At 69.9% G+C, this 23,366-nt stretch carries 23 protein-coding genes; 19 read left to right on the forward strand and 4 right to left on the reverse strand.

Translation table 11 applies throughout. From position 1 onward, the window contains the following. Positions 1-85: 85 nt before the first annotated feature. The 4 genes from AB0B98_RS17360 to AB0B98_RS17375 all read left to right on the forward strand — a co-directional run bounded on the left by AB0B98_RS17360 (position 86) and on the right by AB0B98_RS17375 (position 2,877). On the forward strand, positions 86-364 hold the full coding sequence (locus tag AB0B98_RS17360) for a hypothetical protein (RefSeq protein WP_357363703.1): 279 nt from the start codon (positions 86-88) through the stop codon (positions 362-364). 52 nt (positions 365-416) lie between these two features. Further along, positions 417-1,811, forward strand: coding sequence for a DUF4331 domain-containing protein (locus AB0B98_RS17365; protein ID WP_357363705.1), 1,395 nt, complete (start codon positions 417-419; stop codon positions 1,809-1,811). A gap of 20 nt (positions 1,812-1,831) precedes the next feature. Beyond that, entirely contained in the window at positions 1,832-2,161 is a 330-nt protein-coding gene (locus tag AB0B98_RS17370; RefSeq protein ID WP_357363706.1) for a phospholipase, read from the forward strand. A 458-nt stretch (positions 2,162-2,619) separates the two neighbouring features. Continuing rightward, the gene (locus tag AB0B98_RS17375; protein ID WP_007455784.1) at positions 2,620-2,877 is read left to right on the forward strand and encodes a WhiB family transcriptional regulator; all 258 of its coding nucleotides are present in this window, start codon (positions 2,620-2,622) and stop codon (positions 2,875-2,877) included. Positions 2,878-3,009: 132 nt separating this feature from the next. Here the strand turns inward: AB0B98_RS17375 and AB0B98_RS17380 are convergent, their stop codons facing one another. After that, on the reverse strand, positions 3,010-3,459 hold the full coding sequence (locus AB0B98_RS17380) for a metallopeptidase family protein (RefSeq protein ID WP_238666626.1): 450 nt from the start codon (positions 3,457-3,459) through the stop codon (positions 3,010-3,012). Positions 3,460-3,612: 153 nt separating this feature from the next. On the opposite strand from AB0B98_RS17380, the gene AB0B98_RS17385 reads away from it, so the two are divergent. Further along, positions 3,613-3,981, forward strand: a complete 369-nt coding sequence (locus AB0B98_RS17385; protein WP_091394110.1) for a DUF3499 domain-containing protein — start codon at positions 3,613-3,615, stop codon at positions 3,979-3,981. A gap of 220 nt (positions 3,982-4,201) precedes the next feature. Here the strand turns inward: AB0B98_RS17385 and AB0B98_RS17390 are convergent, their stop codons facing one another. Beyond that, positions 4,202-5,548 (reverse strand): aspartate aminotransferase family protein, encoded by a 1,347-nt coding sequence (locus AB0B98_RS17390; protein ID WP_357363708.1) that lies wholly within the window; start codon positions 5,546-5,548, stop codon positions 4,202-4,204. Positions 5,549-6,683: 1,135 nt separating this feature from the next. Beyond that, positions 6,684-7,196, reverse strand: coding sequence for an Lrp/AsnC family transcriptional regulator (locus AB0B98_RS17395; RefSeq protein WP_091394101.1), 513 nt, complete (start codon positions 7,194-7,196; stop codon positions 6,684-6,686). A gap of 214 nt (positions 7,197-7,410) precedes the next feature. Between AB0B98_RS17395 and AB0B98_RS17400 the strand changes: the two genes are divergently transcribed. The 14 genes from AB0B98_RS17400 (at position 7,411) to AB0B98_RS17465 (ending at position 22,045) form a co-directional block, all read left to right on the forward strand. After that, positions 7,411-8,595 carry a spermidine/putrescine ABC transporter substrate-binding protein gene (locus AB0B98_RS17400; RefSeq protein ID WP_357363710.1) on the forward strand — a complete coding sequence of 395 codons (1,185 nt, stop codon included), beginning with the start codon at positions 7,411-7,413 and terminating at the stop codon, positions 8,593-8,595. A 5-nt stretch (positions 8,596-8,600) separates the two neighbouring features. Next, positions 8,601-9,752 carry an ABC transporter ATP-binding protein gene (locus tag AB0B98_RS17405; RefSeq protein WP_238666752.1) on the forward strand — a complete coding sequence of 384 codons (1,152 nt, stop codon included), beginning with the start codon at positions 8,601-8,603 and terminating at the stop codon, positions 9,750-9,752. Beyond that, a complete protein-coding gene (locus tag AB0B98_RS17410) occupies positions 9,749-10,657 on the forward strand; it encodes an ABC transporter permease (protein ID WP_238666623.1) in 909 nt (302 codons plus the stop codon). The genes AB0B98_RS17405 and AB0B98_RS17410 overlap by 4 nt, the downstream gene beginning before the upstream one ends. A gap of 58 nt (positions 10,658-10,715) precedes the next feature. Continuing rightward, positions 10,716-11,531 carry an ABC transporter permease gene (locus tag AB0B98_RS17415; protein WP_357363712.1) on the forward strand — a complete coding sequence of 272 codons (816 nt, stop codon included), beginning with the start codon at positions 10,716-10,718 and terminating at the stop codon, positions 11,529-11,531. Next, positions 11,528-12,994, forward strand: a complete 1,467-nt coding sequence (locus tag AB0B98_RS17420; protein ID WP_357363714.1) for an FAD-dependent oxidoreductase — start codon at positions 11,528-11,530, stop codon at positions 12,992-12,994. Before AB0B98_RS17415 ends, AB0B98_RS17420 begins: the two co-directional genes overlap by 4 nt. Continuing rightward, positions 12,994-14,175 carry a saccharopine dehydrogenase C-terminal domain-containing protein gene (locus tag AB0B98_RS17425; protein ID WP_357363716.1) on the forward strand — a complete coding sequence of 394 codons (1,182 nt, stop codon included), beginning with the start codon at positions 12,994-12,996 and terminating at the stop codon, positions 14,173-14,175. Before AB0B98_RS17420 ends, AB0B98_RS17425 begins: the two co-directional genes overlap by 1 nt. 270 nt (positions 14,176-14,445) lie before the next feature. Then, positions 14,446-15,213, forward strand: coding sequence for a G5 domain-containing protein (locus AB0B98_RS17430; protein WP_357363930.1), 768 nt, complete (start codon positions 14,446-14,448; stop codon positions 15,211-15,213). A 257-nt stretch (positions 15,214-15,470) separates the two neighbouring features. After that, complete coding sequence (locus AB0B98_RS17435) at positions 15,471-16,316, forward strand: DUF559 domain-containing protein (RefSeq protein ID WP_357363718.1); 846 nt, start codon at positions 15,471-15,473, stop codon at positions 16,314-16,316. A 384-nt stretch (positions 16,317-16,700) separates the two neighbouring features. Next, positions 16,701-17,366, forward strand: a complete 666-nt coding sequence (locus AB0B98_RS17440) for a response regulator transcription factor (protein WP_238666618.1) — start codon at positions 16,701-16,703, stop codon at positions 17,364-17,366. Beyond that, positions 17,363-18,427, forward strand: coding sequence for a HAMP domain-containing sensor histidine kinase (locus tag AB0B98_RS17445; protein WP_357363720.1), 1,065 nt, complete (start codon positions 17,363-17,365; stop codon positions 18,425-18,427). The genes AB0B98_RS17440 and AB0B98_RS17445 overlap by 4 nt, the downstream gene beginning before the upstream one ends. Positions 18,428-18,501: 74 nt before the next feature. Further along, complete coding sequence (locus AB0B98_RS17450; protein ID WP_357363722.1) at positions 18,502-19,512, forward strand: pyridoxal-phosphate dependent enzyme; 1,011 nt, start codon at positions 18,502-18,504, stop codon at positions 19,510-19,512. Beyond that, the gene (locus tag AB0B98_RS17455) at positions 19,509-20,639 is read left to right on the forward strand and encodes a D-alanine--D-alanine ligase family protein (protein WP_357363724.1); all 1,131 of its coding nucleotides are present in this window, start codon (positions 19,509-19,511) and stop codon (positions 20,637-20,639) included. Before AB0B98_RS17450 ends, AB0B98_RS17455 begins: the two co-directional genes overlap by 4 nt. Continuing rightward, complete coding sequence (locus AB0B98_RS17460; protein ID WP_238666614.1) at positions 20,636-21,313, forward strand: M15 family metallopeptidase; 678 nt, start codon at positions 20,636-20,638, stop codon at positions 21,311-21,313. The genes AB0B98_RS17455 and AB0B98_RS17460 overlap by 4 nt, the downstream gene beginning before the upstream one ends. Before the next feature lie 57 nt (positions 21,314-21,370). Beyond that, the gene (locus AB0B98_RS17465; RefSeq protein WP_112622053.1) at positions 21,371-22,045 is read left to right on the forward strand and encodes a hypothetical protein; all 675 of its coding nucleotides are present in this window, start codon (positions 21,371-21,373) and stop codon (positions 22,043-22,045) included. Between the two features lie 47 nt (positions 22,046-22,092). On the opposite strand, the gene gabT is transcribed toward AB0B98_RS17465, so the two are convergent. Beyond that, a complete protein-coding gene (gene gabT / locus AB0B98_RS17470) occupies positions 22,093-23,364 on the reverse strand; it encodes a 4-aminobutyrate--2-oxoglutarate transaminase (protein ID WP_357363726.1) in 1,272 nt (423 codons plus the stop codon). Between the last annotated feature and the right edge of the window lie 2 nt (positions 23,365-23,366).

Raw genomic sequence — 23,366 nt, forward strand, 5'->3', positions numbered from 1 at the left:
CTCAGGGGCCCGGCGGCGTCGCGTGACGGCACCGGACCCGTCCGTCTCCGCGGGCGCGCTCGCGCCACCGCCGGAAAGGTTGCCCATGACCAGTGATCAGCGGAAGCGGCAGTGGCCGCGACTGACCCGCCGGCAGACGTTGACCGCCGCGGCCAGCGCCACCCTCGGCGCCGCCGCGCTCACAGTGCCGGGCCTGTCGGCCGCGCAGAACGCCCCGGGCTCGGCCGGTCGAGCCGACGAGCCGATCGTCGTTCATCTGCGTGACGCCGACTCGGGAACGATGGACGTCTTCGTCGGTGAGAGGCGCATCGAGGTACGCGACCGCGGCCTGGCGGACCGGCTGCGGCGCGCCGCCCGGCGCTGACCCGACCCCTCCGCCCCGCCATCCTGTCCCCGCCCAGTGAGGTTGGTCCGTCATGTCTTCCCACCGCGAGGCCCCGGAGATAGCCAAGGATCCGGTAGCCGACAGCTCCGACCTGTACGCGTTCGTCAGCCCCGACAAACGCGACACGGTCACGTTGATCGCCAACTACGTGCCGTTGCAACTCCCCTCCGGGGGCCCGAACTTCTTCGAGTTCGGCGACGACGTGCGCTACGAGATCCATATCGACAACGACGGTGACGGTCGTCCGGACGTCACCTACCGGTTCGAATTCACCACCGAGATCACGAACCCGAACAGTTTTCTCTACAACACCGGCCCGATCGATTCGCTCGACAGCAAGACCTGGAACCGGCGGCAGTTCTACAGCCTGACCCGGGTGGCCGACGGCCGCGAGCACCGGCTGGCGCACAAGCTGCAGTGTCCGCCGTGCAACGTCGGCCCGCTGTCCACCCCGAAGTACGCCGACCTGGTGCGGCAGGCCACCTACTCGCTCTCCACTGGGGAGCGGGTCTTCGCCGGGCAACGCGCCGACGGGTTCTTCGTCGACCTTGGGGCGATCTTCGACCTCGGCACGCTGCGGCCGTTCCAGCAACTGCACGTCGCCGGGAAGAAGATCTTCAAGGCCGAGGGCGAGCCGGTGAACGCCACCGACCGGATGAACGTGCACAGCATCGCGGTGCAGGTGCCGCTGGAGCGGGTGCGTCGGCGCGCCAACCGGTACGGTGCCGCGGATCGGGCGTCGGTGATCGGGGTGTGGACGTCGGCGTCGCGTCGGCAGGTGCGGGTGCTCGGCGACCGGGGCGGGGCGGACACCAGCACCGGCCCGTTCACCCAGGTATCGCGGTTGGGCAATCCACTGTTCAACGAGGTCATCGTGCCGATGTCCAAGAAGGACCTGTGGAATTCGCTGCCACCGTCGGAGGACAAACGGTTCGCCCAGTTCGTCGAGCAGCCGGAGCTGGCCGCGTTGCTGCCGGCGCTCTACCCGGACGTCTTTCCCAACCTGGACAAGCTCACCAAGGCGAAGAAGGCGCGGGCCGACCTGGTGGCGATCCTGCTCACCGGCGTGCCGGCCGGGCTGATCGACGGCTTCACCAACAGCACCGGCGAGGTGCAGGCCGACATGCTGCGACTGAACACGGCGATCCCGCCCACCAGGCGTCCGGACCGGTTCGGGGTGCTCGGTGGCGACCTGGCCGGGTTCCCGAACGGGCGTCGGGTCGGCGACGACGTGGTCAGCATCGCGTTGCGGGCCATCGCCGGGGTCACCGTCCCGCTGGTGGACAAGACGTTCCAACCGGACGCGGCGGCCGCCGCCGTCACCCCGGGGCTGAGCGCCGCCGACGTGACAGCGCCGTTCCTCGGAAACTTCCCCTACCTGGGTACGCCGTACGACGGGTTCAACAACCCGTCGGCGGCGTCCTGATCGGGCGAAGGGCGAACTGGATGCACGAGCACGCGTACGGGCCGTCGGAGACCGGGACCGTCATCCTCGATCTGGGCGGCGACACCGGCGCCCTGATCGTCTACACGGGTCGGGATCTGCACGGCCGGGAGATCGAGATCAGTCGCGACGAGGACCGGCGGGTCCACTCGGCGGTGCGTGAGCGTCGGGTGCGGGACGGTTCGTTCCACAGTGCGGTCTATCCCGATCTGCCGAGCGGAATTTATACCGTCTGGTGGGACGATCGTACGCCCGCCGGCACAATCTCTGTCCATGGTGGAGAGATAGCCGAGTTTGCCTGGCCCAGCAGCGGTTTCGGGGCCGCCGGCTGACCCCGGAGCATCGCTTTCACCACCGTGCCCCGTCCACATTGTGGACGGGGCACGAGTGCTGTCCGCAGCTCGACGGGCGGTCTGCGCCGCACCGCGTTAACCTGTCCCCCACCAAGATCAGCTTAGGGGTGGAGGTCTCTGGTGCCATCCGATCGGCGACTCGTCGGAGAAGCGCCACGGCAGAAAAGTCGGGCAACTCGCCGGAGAGGGCGTTACTCGGCCGGGGTCTGAATCGATAGGGCAGGTTGCGAGGCTGGACGGCCCGAGTGGCCGGCCGAGGGTGTCGGGAGGGCGACTCCATTATCAAGTTTGGCTTGACGGCGCACGCATTACACGCGTGTAATTTGAATGGGGTTGTTCGCGCGGAACGCAACAAAACGGGACCGGACGGACAAGCACGCCTTTCGCGTGGGGGGTTGCAGCGGCGATGACGCCGGTGCGCGACAAGGAGGCATTTGATGGACGGCCAGCTTGAGGTGGCCGACCTGCTCGGAAACGCGCCGGAGTGGCAGGAGCGGGCGTTGTGCTCGCAGACCGACCCCGAGGCGTTCTTTCCCGAGAAGGGCGGCTCGACCCGCGAGGCGAAGCGGATCTGCTCGCGTTGCGAGGTCAAGACCGAGTGCCTCGAATACGCACTGGGTCACGACGAGCGGTTCGGCATCTGGGGTGGGCTCTCCGAGCGGGAGCGGCGCAAGTTGAAGCGGCGGGCGGCCTGAGCGGTTCAGGTCTGGGCGGTGCAGGTCTGCGCGGGGGGCGGCCTGAACGGTTCGAGGTCTGGGCGGGGGACTGCCTGAGCGGTGTGAGGTCGAGGCGGTGGGGGCCGCCCGACTCTCCGCCCGGAGGTTGGCTCAGGCGAGCTCGTCCGGGTCCACCCCGAGAAGGTTCGCCACCTGTTCGATGATCACGTCATGGACGAGATCGGCGAGGTCCTCACGGTCCATCGCCCGGAACTCCAGGGGCCGCCGGTACAGCACGATCCGCGGCGGCACCTCCTGCCGGCCCGGGCGGCCGGGCAGCAGCCGGGCCAGCGGGACCTCGCCATCCTCCAGTACGTCCGAGTCGTAGACGTTCAGGTCCGGCGGGACATCCTCGACCGCGAACTCGACCCCGGCCAGCTCCTTGGCGAACCGACGCTCCAGCGTCTCGACGGTGTCCAGGACCAGGTCGTCGAAGACCTCGGCCTTGGTCCGCGCCAGCGGCACGGTGGCCGGAACCAGCCGTCCGCGCAGGCCGCGCCCGTGCCGGTCACGATGCGCACGCCGGCCGGGGCCGGTGCGGCGGTGTTCCGGGCTCGTCATGAGGCAAAGGGTAGCGCCCGTCCCGGGCTGGTCAGCGGCAGCGCCGCTCCAGTGGCGCGGCGCGCCCAGGACGGTCGACTGTGATCACCATGACGGGCGTGTCGCAACGCGAAGCGATGCGCCGGACCCGGTAATGGAGATACCCTGCCGCACGTGAGGTCACCACGGCGCTGCTCCCGTAACGGCTGCCCCCGGCAAGCGGTCGCCACATTGACCTATGTCTACAACGAGTCGACAGCGGTGGTGGGGCCGCTGGCGGCGTTCGCCGAGCCGCACACGTACGACCTCTGCGAGCCGCACGCCCGCAGCCTGACCGCGCCGCGGGGCTGGGACGTCGTCCGCCACGAGGGCGAGTTCGAGCCGCCGCCGCCCACCACGGACGACCTGGTCGCGCTGGCCGAAGCGGTCCGCGAAGCCGCCCGCCCGGCCCCCCGCCCCCCGGAGCCGGACCAGAACCGTCCCGAGAACCCCCACCAGACCGGCCGCCGAGGCCACCTCCGAGTGATCCCCCCCAACCACTGACCCGCCAGGGTGCCCCACACGGCACCCCCTGGCCCAAGATCACAGTCGATCCTGGTTGTAGTGGCCTCACGACGTCCGGACCCCACTCTTTCCATGTTCGAGCGCGATCTTGCGGGTCGTTCGCCGTGCGGTGGGGCATTCCCGCGTTGATCAAGAGGTTTCGGTCACCATTCGGCGCGTTCCTGACGCATACCTCTTGATCAACAGGGGGCCCGGCCGGTTAGAGGCGGCTCCAGGCTTGGGTTAGGACTGTGCGGAGGATCTGCTCGATCTCGTCGAAGTGCTGCTGCTCGGCGATCAGGGGTGGGGCCAGCTGGATGACCGGGTCGCCCCGGTCGTCGGCCCGGCAGTAGAGGCCCGCCTGGAACAGGGCTGTCGAGAGGAAGCCGCGCAGCAGGCGCTCCGATTCGGCCTCGGTGAAGGTCTCCCGGGTGGTCTTGTCCTTGACCAGTTCAATGCCGTAGAAGTAGCCGTCGCCGCGGACGTCGCCGACGATCGGCAGGTCGTGCAGCTTCTCCAGGGTGGCCCGGAAGGCGTCCTCGTTGGCGCGTACGTGTCCGACCAGGTCCTCTCGGGCGAACACCTCCAGGTTGGCCAGGGCCACCGCGCAGGAGACCGGGTGCCCACCGAAGGTCACGCCGTGGGCGAACATGCCGGTCTCGGTGAGGAAGGGTTCCATCAGCCGGTCGCTGGCGATCATCGCGCCGAGCGGGGCGTAGCCGGAAGTGATGCCCTTGGCGGTGGTAATGATGTCCGGCTGGTATCCGTAGCGCACCGCGCCGAAGTACTCACCCAACCGCCCCCACGAGCAGATCACCTCGTCCGAGACGAGCAGCACGTCGTACGCGTCGCAGATCTCCCGTACCCGCTGGAAGTAACCCGGCGGCGGTGGGAAGCACCCGCCGGAGTTCTGCACCGGCTCAAGGAAGACCGCGGCGACCGTGTCCGGCCCTTCCCGCTCGATGGCCCGACCGATCTCGTCGGCGGCCCACCGGCCGAACGCCTCGGGGTCGTCACCGTGCTCGGGCGCCCGGTAGAAGTTCGTGTTCGGCACCTTGATCGCGCCCGGCACCAGTGGCTCGAAGTCGCTCTTGATGCCGGGCAGGCCGGTGATCGACAGGGCACCCATGGAGGTGCCGTGGTAGGCGATGTAGCGGCTGATCACCTTGTACTTGTTGGGCTGCCCGGTGCGCTTGAAGTACGCGCGGGCCAGCTTCCACGCCGCCTCGACGGCCTCCGAGCCGCCGGTGGTGAAGAAGATCCGGTTGAGGTCGCCGGGGGTGAGCGCGGCGATCCTCTCGGCAAGCTCGATGGCCTTCGGGTGGGCGTACGACCAGAGCGGGAAGTACGCCAGCTCGCCGGCCTGCTTGGCGGCGGCCTCGGCCAGCTCGGTGCGGCCGTGGCCAGCGTTGACCACGAAGAGCCCGGCGAGCCCGTCCAGGTAGCGGCGACCCTGCGCGTCCCACACGTACGCTCCCTCGCCGCGCACGATGGTCGGCACCTCACCGGCGGAGTAGCTCGCCATCCGGGTGAAGTGCATCCAGAGGTGGTCGGTGGCGTTGGCCATGTCAGCCCCATCGGTCGTCGGGCCGGTCAAAGGGGTGAAGCCGGCCGCTCTGCCAACGGTTATCGCACAGCCTGGACCTCCGAGGCAAGTGTTATCGGCGGTATCACGGCCGGTTGGCGACGGATTTAGCGCAGAGGCGTAGTGCCTGCAACGGAATCCGCACCACTGTTGCTGGGTTGATCAGCGGTCGGCAGGAGCCCGACGTGCGCTGGTCGCTGCCTTTGGAGCTGAATCGTTTGCGACATCAGGGCTGCCTTGTCGCGGCTGCCCTGTCGCGGCTGCCTTGTCGCGGCCGCTCCACGAGCCCTCCCGGGGTTCGCGGCGTCGACCAGGCTGGCCGGTCGTCGCGCGGGGGGTCTGCCGGTCTGTGCGTGGACGTCGGCGGGTTGGTCGCGTCGGGGGGTCTGCCGGTCCGTGCGCGGGGCCCGGCCGGTTCGTCGCGCCGGGGTCTGCCGGTCCGTGCGCGGGGCCTGGCCGGTTCGTCGCGCCGGGGTCTGCCGGTCCGTGCGCGGGGCCTGGCCGGTTCGTCGCGCCGGGGTCTGCCGGTCCGTGCGCGGGGCCCGGCCGGTTCGTCGCGCGGGGGTCGGCCGGTCTGCGCGTGGACGTCGGCCGGTCCGCCGATTCGTTTGCGACATCAGCTCCAAAGGGCCCGGCTGGTGGTAGCGCCTCCTTCCGGCCGCCGGCTCGATCCACTCCGGATCGCCGAGATCGCGGTGTTCGGGCGTGGTTGACACCGCGATATTGGTGAACTCGAGTGGATCAAGCGCGAGGGCAGGGCTGGGAGGCGGGGGTCGGCCGCCGGGGTGACGCAGTCGGGGTGACGTGAGTCGGGGTCGGAGTCGGGGTCGGGGCGGCGCGGTCAGCGTTACGGGTCTGGTGACGCGGGTCGGGGGCGTGGGGTCGGGGTGGCGTGGGTCAGGTGACGCGGGTGACGCGGTGGGCGCGGTCGACGCGACCGACCACTGATCCACTCGGGTTCACGGAAACCGGGGCGTCAGGGCGGCCCCGACACCCCGACTTCCTGAAGACCGATTGGATCAAGCGCGGCGTGACTCGAGCGCGGCGTGGATCAAGTGCCGCGTGGATCAAGTGCCGCGTGGATCGAGCGCCGGCGTGGAGCACAACGGTGGCGGTGTCAGGCCGTACCCCAGGTGTAGGTCTGTTTGCGGAGTTTGAGATAGACGAACGCCTCGGTGGAGAGCACCCCGGGCACCGCGCGCAGCCGTTGCAGGATCTCCAGCAGGTGGTCGTCGTTGCGGCAGACCACCTCGGTGAGCAGGTCGAACGACCCGGCGGTGATCACCACGTAGTCGACCTCGTCCAGCTCGGCCAGCCGGTCCGCGACCGCTTCCAGGTCGCCGTCGGTACGTAGGCCGATCATCGCCTGCCGGTTGAAGCCGAGCTGGAGCGGATCGGTCACCGCCACGATCTGCATCACGCCGGAGTCGAGCAGTCGCTGCACCCGCTGGCGGACCGCGGCCTCGGACAGCCCCACAGCCTTGCCGATCGTCGCGTACGGGCGGCGGCCGTCCTCCTGAAGCTGCTCGATGATCTGCTTGGCCACGTCATCCAGCAGAGCGTGATTGGCACCGTCACGGACAGCGACGCGTCGACCGCCGTTGCTGTTCTCGTGCTGCCGGTTTGTCATTGCCCGCTCCCCATGTCCCGAATCGTGATGTCGCGCGTGTATCCCCGCGTAGTCTGGCGTATTTCGTCGTGTATCGCTATTCCCGCAACGGAATCCCTTGTAAGGGAGGTCACCTCATGTCAGGATCAGTCGTCCATGGCACTTGACCCTCCCGACATTCCCGCCGGCGTGCCTCCCCGTCCCGCCCGCCGACGATGACCCCCTAGGAGTCGTCATGCGTACTCCCCTCCGGCCCCTCTCCCGGCGTGGACTGCTCACCGGCACTCTCGGTTCGGCCGCCCTGCTCACCATGGGCGGCAGCCTCGCGGGCTGCGGCACCAAGGGCGCGCAACAGACCGAAGCTGGCTGCGTCAGCGAGGACCTCTCCGGCACCGAGAAGAAACTCGCCTTCGCCAACTGGCCGCAGTACATGGACGTGGACGACACTGACGAGTCCAAGCGACCGAGCCTCGACGAGTTCATCACGAAGACCGGCATTCAGGTGACCTACACCGAGGACATCAACGACAACAACGAATTCTTCGGCAAGGTGCAGAACCAGCTCGCCGCCTGCCAGAGCACCGACCGGGACATCATCGTGCTGACCGACTGGATGGCGGCCCGGATGATCCGGCTCGGCTGGATCCAGAAGTTGGACCCGGCGAAGATCCCGAACGTGCAGGCCAATCTCCTTCCGTCGCTGCTCAACCGCCCCTTCGACGCCGAGAACCGGATCTCCATTCCGTGGCAGTCCGGCCTCGCTGGCCTTGCTTACAACGGCAACGTCACGAAGGAACTGCGGACTGTCGACGAACTGCTCACCCGCCCCGACCTCAAGGGCAAGGTGACAGCTCTCAGCGAGATGCGCGACACCATGGGCCTGCTGCTCGGGTCGAACGGGCACGACCCGGCGAACTTCACCGCCGCCCAGTTCGACGACGCCCTCAACAAGCTCAAGAAGGCAGTCGACTCCGGGCAGATCCGCAAGTTCACCGGCAACGACTACGCGCCGGACCTGGCCAAGGGCGACATCGCCGCGTGCATCGGCTGGTCCGGCGACGTCATCCAACTGTCCGGTGAGGACGAGAAGGTGCGGTTCGTCGCGCCGGACTCCGGCGTGATGCTCTACAGCGACAACATGATGGTCCCCAACAAGGCCACCCACAAAGGCAACGCCGAAGCGCTGATCAACTACTACTACGAGCCAACGGTCGCGGCGAAGCTGGCCGCGTACGTCAACTACATCTGCCCGGTCACTGGCGCTCAGGCCGAGATGGAGAAGATCGACCCCGAGCTGGCCGCCAACCCGCTGATCTTCCCGGACGAGGCGCTGCTGTCGAAGTCCAAGGTGTTCATGGCCCTGGACGAGAAGCAGGAGAAGGAGTACGAGGGCAAGTTCCAACAGGTCATCGGGGCGTGACGAGGATGGCGCGCGAGACACCCGCCGGCGACCTGCGCCTGGCCGACCTCACCAAACGGTTCGGCGTCTTCACAGCTGTCGACGACCTGAGCCTGACCATCGAGCAGGGCTCGTTCTTCGCGCTGCTCGGCGCATCCGGCTGCGGCAAGACCACCACGCTGCGGATGATCGCCGGCCTGGAGGAGCCGACCAGCGGCCAGGTGCTGCTCGGTGACCGGGACATCGCCCGGCTGCGGCCCTACAAGCGGCCGGTCAACACCGTCTTCCAGAGCTACGCGCTCTTCCCGCACCTCGACATCTTCGAGAACGTGGCCTTCGGGCTGCGCCGACGCGGCATCCGCTCGGTCGACGACGAGGTCACCCGGATGCTGTCGCTGGTGCAACTCGACGGCTACGGCAACCGGCGCCCCGCCCAGCTCTCCGGGGGGCAGCAGCAGCGGGTCGCGCTGGCCCGCGCCCTGATCAACCGGCCGCAGGTGCTGCTGCTCGACGAGCCGCTGGGCGCACTCGACCTCAAGCTGCGCCGACAGATGCAAATCGAGCTGAAGCGCATCCAGACCGAGGTCGGCATCACCTTCGTGCACGTCACCCACGACCAGGAGGAGGCCATGACGATGGCCGACACCGTCGCGGTGATGAACGCCGGCCGGATCGAGCAGTTGGGTGCCCCGGCCGACATCTACGAGTTTCCCGCCACGGCCTTCGTCGCCAACTTCCTCGGCCAGTCCAACCTGCTCGCCGGCGAGGCCACCAGCGCCAGCGGCGGCGACGTCGCGGTGACGGCGCACGGCACGCGCTTCTCGGTGCCCGCCGGCCGGTCGCGGGCCGAGCACGGCCCGGTTCACCTTGGGGTACGCCCCGAGAAGCTGATTCTGGTCGGCTCCGCCGACCAGGTGCCCGCCGGGCATCAGCAGGTCACCGGAGTGGTCACCGACGCCTCCTACGTGGGAGTCAGCACGCAGTACCTGCTGCGCACCGGCTGGGGCACCGAGTTGTCGGTCTTCGCCGCCAACAGCGGGACGTCGACGCCGGTGGCGGTCGGCAGCGAGGCGGTGGCGTACTGGGATCCGCAGCACGCGTTCCTGCTGCCCCGCGACGCCGCAGACACCGACCGGACGTCGCCGGTGCTGGACGAGCCGGTGGGTGCGTCGTCGTGACCCTGCTGGCCCCCACCAGAGCGGGGCACCCGCCGCCCGCGCCACCGGCAGCCCGGTCCGGGCGACGCCGACTCCTGCCGTACCTCCTGTTGTTGCCCGGTGCGGCCTGGCTGCTCATCTTCTTCGGTGTGCCGCTGGTGCAGTTGGCGGCGGCCAGCCTGTACGACCCCAGCGGCTCGCTCTCCACCGGGTACGCGATGACCTGGGCGGTCGGCAACTACCCGGACGTGCTGCAGGCGTACTGGCCGCAGTTCCTGCGCTCGTTCGGTTACGCCGGGTTGGCCCTGGTGTTGGCGTTGCTGCTGGGCTACCCACTGGCGTACGCCATCGCGCAGAAGGCCGGCCGCTGGAAGAACCTGCTGCTGGTGTGCGTCGTCGCGCCGATGTTCACCAGCTTCCTGGTCCGCACGCTGGCCTGGAAGACGATCCTGTCGGACAACGGCGCGCTCGTCGGTCTGCTGCGGGACGTGCACCTGCTCGCCCCGGACGGTCGGCTGCTGGCCACGCCGTTCGCTGTGGTGCTCGGCCTGACGTACAACTTCCTGCCGTTCCTGGTGCTGCCGCTGTACGCGAGCCTGGAGCGGCTGGACCCCCGGTTGTTGGAGGCGGCCACCGACCTGTACGCGAGCCCGGTGCAGGCGTTCCGTCGGGTGACGCTGCCGCTGTCCATGCCCGGTCTGGTCGCCGGCACGCTGCTGTTCTTCATCCCGGCGAGCGGCGACTACATAAACGCCGAACTGCTCGGCACCCCGAACGAATACATGATCGGCAACGTCATCGACTCGGCGTTCCTGGTCCGACTGGACTACCCGCAGGGCGCCGCGCTGTCGTTCCTGCTGATGGCGGCGATCCTCGCGGTGGTCTTCGGCTACCTCCGTCGAGCCGGCACGGAGGAGGTCCTCTGATGAGCGCGAGGAGTGCAGCGCAGCGGAGCCCCGCAGTCGCGAATGAAAGGCGGCTCCGATGAGGGTTTCCCGTTGGCTCGCGGACCGCTGGGTGATGATCGTGGCGTTGCTGGTGCTCGGCTACCTGGCGCTGCCGATCCTGGTGGTGGCCGGGTTGTCGTTCAACCGGCCGTCGAGCCGGCTGTCGTACGACTTCAACGAGTTCACACTGGACAACTGGCGGCAGCCGTGCGCCACCTCGGACATGTGCGACGCGGTGGTCCGCAGCGTGCAGATCGGCTTCCTCGCCACAGTGGTCGCCACAGTGCTCGGCACCCTGATGGCGTTCGCGCTGGTCCGGCACCGCTTCCGTGGCCGGTCCGGGATCAACGTGCTGATCTTCCTGCCGATGGCCACCCCGGAGCTGGTGATGGGCACGTCGTTGCTGGCCCTGTTCGTGTCGGCGGGCGTACCGCAGGGCTTCTGGACCATCGTGATCGCGCACGTGATGTTCTGCGTGTCGTTCGTGGTGGTCACCGTGAAGGCGCGGCTCGCCGGGATGGACCGGCGGCTGGAGGAGGCCGCCATGGACCTCTACGCCAACGAGTGGCAGACGTTCCGCCGGATCACCCTGCCGCTGGTGCTGCCGGGCATCGTGGCCGCCGCTCTGCTGGCCTTCTCGCTGAGCTTCGACGACTTCATCATCACCAACTTCAACGCCGGCACCACTGTCACGTTCCCGATGTACGTCTGGGGCGCTGCCCAGCGTGGCATCCCCCCACAGGTCAACGTCATCGGCACGGCGATGTTCGCGGTCGCGCTGCTGCTCGTGGGGCTCAGCTCATTGCGGGGCCGGAGGGCCCGCCGCGCCGCGCTGCTGTCCAGGTCGTCATGACGCTCCCGCACACCGGCCGCGCGTTGGCCGACGCGGCACCCGTGCCGTACTGGCTCGATCGCCCGGATCGCCCCGACCCGCTACCGCCACTGGGCGGTCGGCACACCGCCGACCTGCTGGTGATCGGCGGCGGTTACAGCGGACTGTGGGCCGCGTTGTTGGCGAAACAGGCGGACCCGGACCGGGACGTGCTGCTCGTCGACGCCGGGACCTGCGGTTGGGCAGCGTCGGGGCGTAACGGCGGTTTCTGCGCCGCCTCGCTGACCCACGGCCTCGCCAACGGCGTCGACCGGTTTCCCGACGAGGTCGGCGAGTTGGAACGGCTCGGCCGGGACAACCTGGACGCCATCGCCGCCACCGTCGCGACGTTCGACATCGACTGCGACTTCGAGCGCACCGGTGAACTGGCCGTCGCCGTCGAGCCGTACCAACTCGACGGGCTGGTTGCCGACGCGGACCTGGCCCGCCGGTACGGCCACCGGGTGCGGTTGCTCGACCGGGACGAGGTACGCGCCGAGGTGCACTCACCGACGTACCTGGGTGGGATGTTCGACGCCGACCGGGTGGCGATGGTGGACCCGGCGAAGCTTGCCTGGGGGCTGCGCCGCGCCTGCCTCGACCTCGGCGTACGCGTGCACGAGCACACCCGGGTCACCGGCCTGCGCGCCGACAGCGCGGCAGTGCACGCCAGCACCCTGGGCACCGGCCCCGCCGCCCACCCGGTCGACAGTGGCCGGGCCGACACCCGGGCCGCCGGCCTGCCCGGCTCGATACGGGCGCGCCGGGTCGTGCTGGCCACCAACGCGTTCCCGCCGCTGCTGCGCCGGCTGCGGGCCTACCTGGTGCCGGTCTACGACCACGTGCTGATGACCGAGCCGCTGACCGCGGCCCAGCGTGACGCCATCGGGTGGCGCAATCGGCAGGGGCTCGCCGACACCGCCAACCAGTTCCACTACTACCGGATCACCACCGACGGGCGGATCCTCTTCGGCGGTTACGACGCGGTCTACCACTACGGCAACCGGGTCGCGCCCGAGTTGGAGCAACGCCCGGCCACCTTCACCACCCTGGCCCGCCACTTCTTCACCACGTTCCCGCAGCTCGCCGACGTGCGGTTCAGCCACCGCTGGGGCGGTGTCATCGACACCTGCACCCGGTTCTGCCCGTTCTTCGGCACCGCCTACGGCGGTCGGCTGGCGTACGCGGCCGGCTACACCGGCCTCGGCGTCGGGGCCACCCGCTTCGGGGCCCGGGTGCTGCTCGACCTGCTCGACGGCGGGAACACCCCGCTGACCCGGCTCGACCTGGTTCGCCGCAAGCCACTGCCGTTCCCGCCGGAACCCGTCCGCGCGGTCGGCATCAATCTCACCCGCTGGTCACTGGCCCGCGCCGACGCGCGCGAGGGTCGGCGCGACCTCTGGCTCCGTACTCTCGATCGTTTCGGTTTGGGGTTTGATTCCTGATGCGTGTCCTCCTCGTCGGCGCCGGTGGCGTCGGCTCCGCCGCCGTAGCCATCGCCGCCCGACGGACCTTCTTCGAGACCATCGTGGTCGCCGACCACGACCCCGTGCGGGCCCAGCGGGCGGTCGCCGGGCACGGTGACCGTTTCGTCGCCGCCCAGGTGGACGCCTCCTCGGCCGACGCGATCACCGCGCTGTGCCGGGAGCACCGGATCACGCACGTGCTGAACGCCGTCGACCCGCGGTTCGTCATGCCGATCTTCAACGGCGCGTTCGCGGCCGGCGCCGACTACCTGGACATGGCGATGTCGCTGTCGCACGTCGAGACCGGAGTGAAGCTCGGCGACGAACAGTTCGCGCTCGCCGACACCTGGTCGGCGGCCGGTCGACTGGCACTGTGCGGCATCGGGGTCGAGCCCGGCCTCTCCGACGTGTTCGCCCGCTACGCGGCCGACGAACTGTTCAGTGAGATCGACGAGATCGGTGTCCGGGACGGGGCGAACCTCACCGTCGACGGGTACGACTTCGCGCCCTCGTTCTCCATCTGGACCACCATCGAGGAGTGCCTCAACCCGCCGGTCATCTGGGAGCGGGACCGGGGCTGGTTCACCACCGAACCGTTCTCCGAGCCGGAGGTGTTCCACTTTCCGGAGGGGATCGGGCCGGTCGAGTGCGTCAACGTCGAGCACGAGGAGGTGCTGCTCATCCCGCGCTGGGTCAAGGCCCGGCGGGTCACCTTCAAGTACGGCCTCGGCGACGAGTTCATCGAGGTGCTCAAGACGCTGCACAAGCTCGGCCTGGACGCGGTCTCCCCGGTGCGGGTACGCGGCGTCGACGTCTCCCCGCGTGACGTGGTGGCCGCGAGCCTGCCCGACCCGGCCACGCTCGGTGCCCGGATGCGCGGCAAGACCTGCGCCGGCACCTGGGTACGCGGTCTCGGCCCGGACGGGCGACCCCGCGAGGTCTACCTGTACCACGTGGTCGACAACGAGTGGTCGATGCGGGAGTACGGGCACCAGGCCGTGGTCTGGCAGACCGCCGTCAACCCGGTCGTCGCGTTGGAGTTGCTCGCCAGCGGCGCGTGGGCCGGTGTCGGAGTGCTCGGACCGGAAGCGCTGCCCCCGATGCCCTTCCTCGACCTGCTGACCAGTTACGGGTCACCATGGGCGGTTGAGGAGCGGTGAGCATGCGGCGCTGACGGCATCGCGACAGTTCCGTCGCCGCCGTTGGGCCTCCGATCCCTTGTCGACGCGGTGCATGGTGATCTGCGGCTTTTGGTGGTGTTGACACCCGCACGATCGGCCCTGCCCGGCCAGCCTGGAGGGTTGCCACGTCTGTCGACTCGTCGCCCACGAACGCGCCCACTGATCTTTCCTTGAGGCGAAAGGCGCAGGTGACGAGCGCGACGGTGGATATTGCAGGCTGTGTTTGCGACGACACTCATCGCCGTGACGATGCAACCACCACAGAACCCGGGGCCGCCGTACCCGCCGTCGTTCGGCCAGACGCCCCGACCGAACTGGTTCCGCCGGGCCACTCCCGCCGGCCGGGTCGCAGTGATCCTCGGCTCGGTGACGCTGTCGATCCTGCTGCTCTGCTGCACCGGCACCGCCATCGTCGGCGCGTTGACCGGCGAGCCGGAACCGACCACTACCGGCACCGCCGCCGAGCAGGCGCAGCAGCCGATCCTGGCCGCGCCCGGCGAACCGGCCCAGGACACCCCGGCCATCGCCGCGCCCTCCACCGTGCCCTCGTCGGAGCCCGCCACTGCGCCTTCGTCGGTGGCACCCTCGTCGGCGGCAGCCGCGCCGGTGGTGCAGGTGACGACAGTGACGGAACAGGCCACCATCCGGTACGGCCAGCGGACCGTCAAGGACTCGTCACTGGCCGAGGGCAAGCGGGTCGTCCGGACCAAGGGCGTGAACGGGGTCCGGACCCTGACCTACGAGGTGACCACCACCGACGGTGTGCGGACCGCCAAGAAGCTGGTCAAGTCCGCCGTGACGAAGCAGCCGGTGACCCAGGTAGTGGCCGTCGGCACCAAGAAGCCGCAGTCGTCGAAGTGCGACCCGAACTACAGCGGCTGCGTCCCGATCGCCAGCGACGTCGACTGCGCGGGTGGCAGCGGCAACGGCCCCGCCTACGTCAGCGGACCGATCAGGGTCATCGGCAACGACATCTACGACCTGGACCGAGACGGCGACGGCATAGCCTGCGACTAACCCCACCCCCCGCCCTCGCCCCCCACCCCCTGCCCCCGCGATCTTGCACTTTCTGTGCTCACTTTTCATTTCCTATCGGGCATATCGACGACAGGAAGTGCAAGATCGCGGGGGTGAGGGTTCCGGGTGGGACTCCTGCGGTGTGAGGCGCTAGCACGGCAGGCGGTGGGGTTGGGGGTTGTCCACAAGGGGGATCGTTTTCCACAGGTGGTCATCGCGGGACCTCTATGGGGTCCTGGATTGGTCAGCCTGCTTCCATGGCTACTCAGTTGTGGCGTACTGACGCACTCATGCGGCAGCTCACCGTCGGTCGGATCCGTAGTCGGCTCGACCGCGAGGAGTTGCACCGCGTACGCAGAGGGGTCTACGCCGACCAACCCTGCAGCGACGATGACACGCTGCGTGCACTGATGCTCCGGCTACCCGATGGGGCGATGTTGGCGGGGCAGAGTGCCGCCCGCCGATACGGCTTCGGGGTGCTGCGCGACGATCTGATTCACATCCAGTTGCCCGCCGAGGTGCAAAAGCCGCGTCTGCCCGGGGTGATAGTCCACCGGACGGTCCTACCCACTCGGCCCGTCTTCGTTGGAGATCTGCCCTGCGTGCCAGCGGCTCGCTGTGCAGTCGACCTGGCTCGCGCCGTTCGGCGGCTCGACGCACTCCCGGTGCTCGACGCCGCGCTCCGGTCGGGCTTGGTCACCCAGGACGACCTGCTGGCCGAGGTTGCGGCACACAACGCATTGCGTGGTGTGCGACAGGCCCGGCAACTCATACCGCTGGCGGACGGTCGGGCGGAGTGCCGACAGGAAAGCCAGTTGCGACTGATCCTGATCGACGGAGGGCTGCCCCCGCCGGAGCCGCAACTATGGGTGGCCGACCGCCATGGCATCCCCCTGTACCGGCTCGACCTGGGTTACCGCGAACACCGAATCGGCATCGAGTACGACGGACTGTCGCACCTGGACCGCGACCGGCTCAGGCACGACCGGGAACGAGTCAACTGGCTGGATGCGGCCGGTTGGCGGATGCGCTATTTCACCGATCGTGACCTCTACCGCCGCCCCCAACACATCAAAGCCACCATCCGAGCCGCCCTCTCCTAACCCCGCCCCGCCCCGCCCCCGTCGATCTTGCACTTTCTGCCTCGACGAATAACGCCTTCGGGACATTTGGGCAACACAAAGTGCAAGATCGGCGGGGCGGGGCGGGGGCGGGGGTGGGGTGGGGTGGGGTGGGGTGGACTTCAGGGCGAGGGCACGGGGTGTGGTCCCTTGTGAGGCAGCTCACCCCCGCACGCCAACCGCCGGAGCCTTCGGGACGGACGACCCAGATGAACTGACACGGGCACGAAGTCGACCGGGACTGGCTTGCGGTGGTTTGCCCGCTGGACACCCGCGTGGAGGATGGCTGCGACGGGTGCTTACAGAACCCTTAACCCGGGCCTGCGACGGTATGCCGGGCAAGCCGAACTCGGGGGAGCGGAAAACGTGCGGGTGCTGGTGGCGGACGACGAGCGGTTGTTGGCGGACACGGTGGCCGAAGGGCTGCGACGTCTCTCGATGGCCGTCGACGTCTGCTACGACGGTGACGGTGCGCTGGAGCGGGTCGGGGTGAACCGGTACGACGTTGCGGTGCTGGACCGGGACATGCCCGGACACACCGGCGACGAGGTGTGCCGCAGCATCGCCGACTCACAGGTCGGCACCCGGGTGCTGCTGCTCACCGCGGCGGCCGGCATCCGGGACCGGGTGGAGGGTCTCGGCCTCGGCGCGGACGACTACCTGACCAAGCCGTTCGCCTTCGCCGAGCTGGTGGCCCGGGTGCAGGCCCTCGGGCGACGGTCCACGCCGGCGCTGCCACCGGTGCTCGCCCGGGACGGCCTGGCGTTGGACGTGGGCCGGCACCTGGCCACCCGGGACGGCCGCCCGCTCGCGCTGAGCCCGAAGGAGTTCGCTGTGCTGCACGTGCTGCTGCGCGCGGACGGCCAGGTGGTCAGCGCCGAGGAGTTGTTGGAGCAGGCCTGGGACGAGTTCGCCGACCCGTTCACGAACGCCGTACGGGTCACCGTGATGACCCTGCGTAAGAAGCTCGGCGATCCCGCGATCATCCACACCGTTCCGAAGGCCGGCTACCGCATCGGCGGCGCGGCGTGAGCTGGACGCCCCGACGTCGGGTGCTGCTGGTGGGGCTGCTGGCGCTGCTGGCCGGCCCGGTACTGCCGGCGATGGGCAAGTGGCTGTCGGGGTTCACCTGGACCTGGGGGCAGCAGCTCTGTGATCTGCCCATGCCCGGGTTGGCGACGGTGTGCGGCAACGTGCGGCCGGGTGCTTTCATGCTTCCCCTGGTGGCTGTGCTGCTCGTTACGGTGGCCGTCCTGGTGGGGCTCTGGTTCGCCGCTGTGTGGTGCCTGCGTCCGGTCGCTGACCTGGCCGGGCCGATCGGGCATCTCGGCCCGCAGAACCTCGGTCACCGGATTCGGCCCCGGGGCAGCGATGAGCTGGCCCGGCTGTCCCGGGCGATCGACGAGATGATGGAACGCGTCTCCGCCGGGTACGAGGGGCAGCGGCGGTTCGCCGCTAACGCCTCGCACGAGCTGCGGACGCCCCTCGCCGTGCAGCGGACGCTCATCGAGGTCGGCATGGCCAGGGCGCTCACCGGTGAGCAGTTGGAGCTGCTGACCAGTCAGCTGTTGGAGACCAACGAGCGCAACGAACGACTGATCGAGGGCTTGCTCGCGCTCAGCGAGAGCGACCAGGGCCTCCGATCGCGGATACCGCAGCGGTTGGACACGATCGTCGAGGCGGTGCTGGCCGGATACCTGGACCGGGCCCGGGAAGCCGGGATCACAGTGGAGACCCATCTCGTACCCCGGGTCGTCGTCGGTGAGCGGGTGCTGCTGGAACGCCTGGTCACCAACCTGGTGGAGAACGGGATCAAGTACAACCGGCCGGGCGGCTCACTGACCGTCGTGGTGAGCGGCGTGCCCGCGCTGTCGGTGGTGAACACCGGTCAGCCCGTACCGGCCGAGGCGGTGGCCGGTCTGTTCGAGCCGTTCCGCCGACTCGCCCGGGACAGGACCTCGCAGGGCGGTGGGGCCGGCCTGGGCCTGGCCATCGCCCGTTCGATCACCCAGGCCCACGACGGCATCATCGCGGCCCGGCCCGCCGAGTACGGCGGCCTACGGGTCGACGTTCAGCTACCCACCTTGACCTGACACTTCCACCCTCAGTCACCGGGGTCCACGTACCGCTGGATCCCGCCTGTGGTGTGCCCGAAAAAGGAGAGACGATGACACGCACCGTTGGCCAGGTTCGGGCCGATGTCGAGGAGGCCAGCCGCTGGCTTTCCGGCCGCGTGGTCCGTACCCCCGTGCTGCGCTCCCCGGTGATCGACGAGCTTGCCGGGGCGCGGGTCCTGCTCAAGGCGGAGAACCTTCAGAACGGCGGCTCGTACAAGATGCGGGGCGCCCTGCGGGCGGTCGGCCGCCTCGCGGTGGCCGGCCACACCGGGGTGATCGCGCAGAGCACCGGCAACCACGCGGTGGCGGTGGCGTTGGCGGCGCGGCAGCACGGGCTCGCGGCGACAGTGGTGCTGCCTGTCGACGCGGCATCGACGAAGGTCGACCGGGCGCGCGCTGCGGGAGCGCGGGTGGTGTTCGCCGGCACCAGTGTCGAGGAGCGGGTGGCGGTGGCCAACGGGCTCAGCGACGAGAGCGGCCACCCGGTCGTCGACGCGTACGACCACCCGGACGTGATCGCCGGGCAGGGCACCGCGAGCCTGGAGCTGATCGAGGACGCCGAGCGCGCGGGGACGCCGTTGGACGCGCTTGTCGTACCGGTGGGTGGTGGTGGCGGGGTGGCCGGCGCGTGCCTGGCCGCCGCCGGGTCCGGCATCGCTGTGTACGGCGTGGAGCCGGTGGGTTGCGACTCGCTCGCCCGCAGCCTCGCCGCAGGTGTACGCGTGCCGGTGTCGCCGGCGCCCACCATCGCGGACGGGCTGCGGCCGTCCTGCGTGGGGGAGCTGCCGTTCGCCATCGTGCAGAACACGCTGCGCGCTGTCGTCCGGGTCGACGACGACGAGATCGCGGCGGCGTTCCGGCTGATCCTGACGGAGCTCAAGGTGCTCGCCGAGCCGTCCGGGGCGGCGGGACTGGCCGGCGCTCTCCGGCTTCCGCCGGACGCCGACCGGCAGCGGACGGTGGGCGTGGTGCTGACCGGCGGGAACGTGGAGGAGGCGCTGGTGGCCCGCTTGATGGCCCCGCGATCCGCCGACCTGGCTGAGGAAGGGGCGGTGGCGTGAGCGCGCCGGTTCGGATCGGAATCCTGTTCGGTGGACCGTCGGCGGAGCACGAGGTCTCCTGTGCCTCCGCGCTCGGGGTGGCCCGGGCGCTCGCCGGTGGCGGCTACCGCACTGTCGCCATCGGCGTCACCCGCGGCGGCGGCTTCCGGCTGATGCCCGACGCGCTGCTCGCCGAGTTGCGCGACCGACCGGCCGGCGAGCGGGCCATCGACGACCAGTTGGTGGTGACCGGTCCGGCTGTCGAGTTGCGGGCCGGTCCTCGTCCGGGTGTCGTGCAGGTGTCCGCCGGTAACGCCCCCGGCGCTGTGCATGCCGAGCTGGACGTCGTCTTCCCGGTGCTGCACGGCCCGTACGGCGAGGACGGGGTGGTGCAGGGGCTGCTGGAGTCACTGAACGTGCCGTACGTCGGGTGCGGCATCCTCGCCTCGGCGGTCGGCATGAACAAGGTGGCGATGAAGCGGGCGCTGCGCGCCGAGGGCATCCCCGTCACCCCGTACGTGTCGTTCGACGCGCACACCTACCGGGCTGTCGACAACCCGGAGAAGTTGGTGACCGGGCTGAGCCGGCCACTGTTCGTCAAGCCGGCCAGCATGGGCTCGTCGATCGGCATCTCCCGTGTCGGCGAGGGTGACGACCTGGCCGCCGCCGTGGAGGAGGCGCTTCGCCACGACCAACTCGTCATGGTCGAGCAGGGCGTCGCCGGCCGGGAGTTGGAGTGCGCGGTGCTCGGTGGCTGGCGTCCCGAGGCGTCGGCGGTGGGCGAGGTGCAGGTCAGCGGCGGCTGGTTCGACTACCAGCAGAAGTACTTCGGCGACGCCGACCCGATGATCGTCCCCGCCGTGCTGCCGGACGAGGTGAGCGCTCGGGTCCGCGAGTTGTCGCTGCGCGCGTTCGCCGCGATCGGCGGTTGGGGTCTGGCCCGGGTCGACTTCTTCTACGACGAGACGACCGGTGAGCTGTACGTCAACGAGCTGAACACGATGCCCGGCTTCACCGCGCACTCGATGTACCCGAAGGTGTGGGCTGCCGTCGGGGTCGGCTACCGGGAGGTGGTGGACCGACTCGTCGAGTTGGCCCGGCTCCGGCACGCGGAACGGCCGGCGAGCACGGCGGGGAGCATCCGATGATCCTGCTCTCCGACCCCCGGGTGGCGGCGGTGCCCAGCGCCGACGACGGCGACGAGTTCGTGGACCTGCGTGAGCTGCCGGAGCTGCGGCTCGACGGCCGGGCGGCCGACCCGGCCGGGGCGTACGCCCGGTTGCGGGCCGGTGTCGTGGAGCGGCTGCTCGCCGCGCAGCGTGCCCTGCCCGGTGGGCTGCGCCTGCTGGTGGTCGAGGGCTACCGGCCGTACCAGGCGCAACTGGCCATCTTCACCGGCTACCGGGACGAGCTGCGCCGGCGGCACCCGGACTGGTCGCCGCAGCGGTTGCACCGGGAGACCACGAAGTTCGTCTCACCGGTCGAGGTGGCCCCGCACAGCACGGGCGGCGCGGTGGACCTGACGATCTGCACGGACGACGGTGTGGAACTGGACCTGGGCACTGCCATCGACGCCACCCCGGAGGACAGTGCCGACGCCTGCTTCACCGACGCGCCGGCGATCGGCGGCACCGCCCGCCGGCACCGGCAGATCATGGTGGACGCCCTCGGCGGCGCGGGGATGGTCAACTACCCGACCGAGTGGTGGCACTGGTCGTACGGCGACCGTTACTGGGCGCTGATCACCGGGGCCCCGCGCACCCGGTACGGGCCGGTGGACCTGGCCGCCGCACGATCGATACCCGTGCCGGCTGAACGGTAGGACGCTCCGGTCCGTACCGGTGAGTGAAGGACACCACCGAGGACGGGAGTGACGGCGATGAGGGTGCAGCGCAGGCACGTGCTGGCAGCGAGCGTGGCGGTGCTCGCCGCGGTGGGCGTGTCGGTGGGGACCAGCTTCGGTTTCGCCGACACGGCCCCGGCGCGGTCGTCGGTCTGCTCCGGCTCGGTCACCTTCTCCGCTGAGGGTGGGGCACCGGCGGCGACCAGCGATCGGTTCCCGGTGGGTACCCGGCTGCGGGTGACCAACCTGGACAACAACCGGGCTGCCACTGTGACGGTGACCGGCCCGTCGGGCAGTTGCGTGCTGCTCAACGCGGCGGCCATGGAGCTGGTCCGCGAGCCGGGGAAGAACGTGATCCGCCGCAACGTGGTGGAACGCGTCGACGGCGCTGCCCCGCCCGCTGGCGCTCCGGCCCCCGGCACCGTCCGTCCGGGCGCCGCGTCTCCCGGCGCGCCCGGCCCGGCGCCCCGGTCGGCGTGCTCCGGGGCTATCACCTTCTTCGAGGAGGCGGCCGGACCGGCGGCGACCAGCGGGCAGTTCCCGGTGGGCACCCGGCTGCGGGTGACCAACCTGGACAACAACCGGGCGACCACTGTGACGGTGACCGGCCCGTCGGGTAGCTGCGTGCTGCTCAACTCCGCAGCCATGGAGCAGATTCGCGAGCCGGGCAAGAACCTGGTGCGCCGCAACACTGTCGAAGTGCTGCGCTGACCTCGGCGGAGGGGCCCGTGCACCGGGCCCCTCCGCCACTCAGCCACTCAGCCGAAGGCGGCGTCGAGCAGGTCCGCGCCCCGGCTGAGCTGTTCGTCGGAGATCACCAGCGGGGGCAGCAAGCGCAGCACGTTGCCGTACGTGCCGCAGGTCAGGGTGAGTAGGCCGGCGGCGTGACAGGCCGCCGAGATCGCCGCCGTGGCGACCGGGTCGGGGGTGAGGGTGCCCGGCAGCACCAGTTCCACGGCGAGCATCGCGCCCCGGCCGCGTACCTCGGCGACCCGGGGATCCCGCTCGGCGAAGGCCCGCAGCCGGGGGACCAGCACCGACTCGATCCGTCGGGCCGCACCGGCCAGGTCCAGCTCGTGCATTGTCTCGATCGTGGCCAGGGCGGCGGCGCAGGCGATCGGGTTGCCGCCGTACGTGCCACCGAGCCCACCGACGTGCACGGCGTCCATCAGCTCGGCCCGACCCGTCACCGCAGCGAGGGGCAGGCCACCGGCGATGCCCTTGGCCACTGCCACCAGGTCGGGTTCGACGCCCTCGTGCTGACAGGCGAACCAGTCCCCGGTGCGGCAGAAACCGGTCTGGATCTCGTCGGCGACGAAGACCACCCCGGCCGCCGTCGCCCACTCCCGCAGCGCGGGCAGGAAACCTGGCGCGGGTACGACGAAGCCACCCTCGCCCTGGATCGGCTCGATGAGCAGCGCGGCGACGTTCTCCGCGCCGACCTGCTTCTCGATCATCTCGATCGCCCGGGCCGCCGCCTCCGTGCCGGAGAGCCCGCCATCGCGCAGCGGGTACGACATCGGCACCCGGTAGATCTCCCCGGCGAACGGCCCGAACCGGTGCTTGTACGGCATGTTCTTCGCTGTCAACGCCATGGTCAGGTTGGTCCGGCCGTGGTACGCGTGGTCGAACACCACTACCGCCGGCCGTCCGGTGGCGTGCCGGGCGACCTTGACGGCGTTCTCCACCGCCTCCGCGCCGGAGTTGAACAACGCCGAGCGCTTCGCGAACCCGCCGGGCGTCAACGCGTTGAGCTGCTCGCACACCGCCACGTACGACTCGTACGGCGCGACCATGAAGCAGGTGTGGGTGAACCGTTCCACCTGCGCCCGGACCGCCTCGACCACCCTCGGTGCCGAGTTGCCCACGCTGGTGACGGCGATGCCGGCGGCGAAGTCGATCCACTCCCGGCCGTCCACGTCGGTGATCGTTGCGCCGGACGCGTGGTCCACGTAGGACGAAATCACACTGCCGACACCCCGGGCCACGGCGTCGCCGCGCCGCTTGTGCAGCTCTTCGCTCGCCGGCATGG

This window comes from Micromonospora sp. NPDC048947 (assembly GCF_040649495.1).
Lineage (GTDB): Bacteria > Actinomycetota > Actinomycetes > Mycobacteriales > Micromonosporaceae > Micromonospora > Micromonospora alfalfae.

What these genes read in the sequence shown, in the direction of transcription:
- AB0B98_RS17360 (WP_357363703.1), top strand. Translation starts at nt 86, where the DNA reads ATGACCAGTGATCAGCGGAAGCGGCAGTGGCCGCGACTGACCCGCCGG.
- AB0B98_RS17365 (WP_357363705.1), top strand. Translation starts at nt 417, where the DNA reads ATGTCTTCCCACCGCGAGGCCCCGGAGATAGCCAAGGATCCGGTAGCC.
- AB0B98_RS17370 (WP_357363706.1), top strand. Translation starts at nt 1,832, where the DNA reads ATGCACGAGCACGCGTACGGGCCGTCGGAGACCGGGACCGTCATCCTC.
- AB0B98_RS17375 (WP_007455784.1), top strand. Translation starts at nt 2,620, where the DNA reads ATGGACGGCCAGCTTGAGGTGGCCGACCTGCTCGGAAACGCGCCGGAG.
- AB0B98_RS17380 (WP_238666626.1), bottom strand. Translation starts at nt 3,459, where the DNA reads ATGACGAGCCCGGAACACCGCCGCACCGGCCCCGGCCGGCGTGCGCAT.
- AB0B98_RS17390 (WP_357363708.1), bottom strand. Translation starts at nt 5,548, where the DNA reads ATGGCCAACGCCACCGACCACCTCTGGATGCACTTCACCCGGATGGCG.
- AB0B98_RS17395 (WP_091394101.1), bottom strand. Translation starts at nt 7,196, where the DNA reads ATGACAAACCGGCAGCACGAGAACAGCAACGGCGGTCGACGCGTCGCT.
- AB0B98_RS17400 (WP_357363710.1), top strand. Translation starts at nt 7,411, where the DNA reads ATGCGTACTCCCCTCCGGCCCCTCTCCCGGCGTGGACTGCTCACCGGC.
- AB0B98_RS17405 (WP_238666752.1), top strand. Translation starts at nt 8,601, where the DNA reads ATGGCGCGCGAGACACCCGCCGGCGACCTGCGCCTGGCCGACCTCACC.
- AB0B98_RS17415 (WP_357363712.1), top strand. Translation starts at nt 10,716, where the DNA reads ATGAGGGTTTCCCGTTGGCTCGCGGACCGCTGGGTGATGATCGTGGCG.
- AB0B98_RS17420 (WP_357363714.1), top strand. Translation starts at nt 11,528, where the DNA reads ATGACGCTCCCGCACACCGGCCGCGCGTTGGCCGACGCGGCACCCGTG.
- AB0B98_RS17425 (WP_357363716.1), top strand. Translation starts at nt 12,994, where the DNA reads ATGCGTGTCCTCCTCGTCGGCGCCGGTGGCGTCGGCTCCGCCGCCGTA.
- AB0B98_RS17430 (WP_357363930.1), top strand. Translation starts at nt 14,446, where the DNA reads ATGCAACCACCACAGAACCCGGGGCCGCCGTACCCGCCGTCGTTCGGC.
- AB0B98_RS17435 (WP_357363718.1), top strand. Translation starts at nt 15,471, where the DNA reads ATGGCTACTCAGTTGTGGCGTACTGACGCACTCATGCGGCAGCTCACC.
- AB0B98_RS17450 (WP_357363722.1), top strand. Translation starts at nt 18,502, where the DNA reads ATGACACGCACCGTTGGCCAGGTTCGGGCCGATGTCGAGGAGGCCAGC.
- AB0B98_RS17460 (WP_238666614.1), top strand. Translation starts at nt 20,636, where the DNA reads ATGATCCTGCTCTCCGACCCCCGGGTGGCGGCGGTGCCCAGCGCCGAC.
- AB0B98_RS17465 (WP_112622053.1), top strand. Translation starts at nt 21,371, where the DNA reads ATGAGGGTGCAGCGCAGGCACGTGCTGGCAGCGAGCGTGGCGGTGCTC.
- gabT (WP_357363726.1), bottom strand. Translation starts at nt 23,364, where the DNA reads ATGCCGGCGAGCGAAGAGCTGCACAAGCGGCGCGGCGACGCCGTGGCC.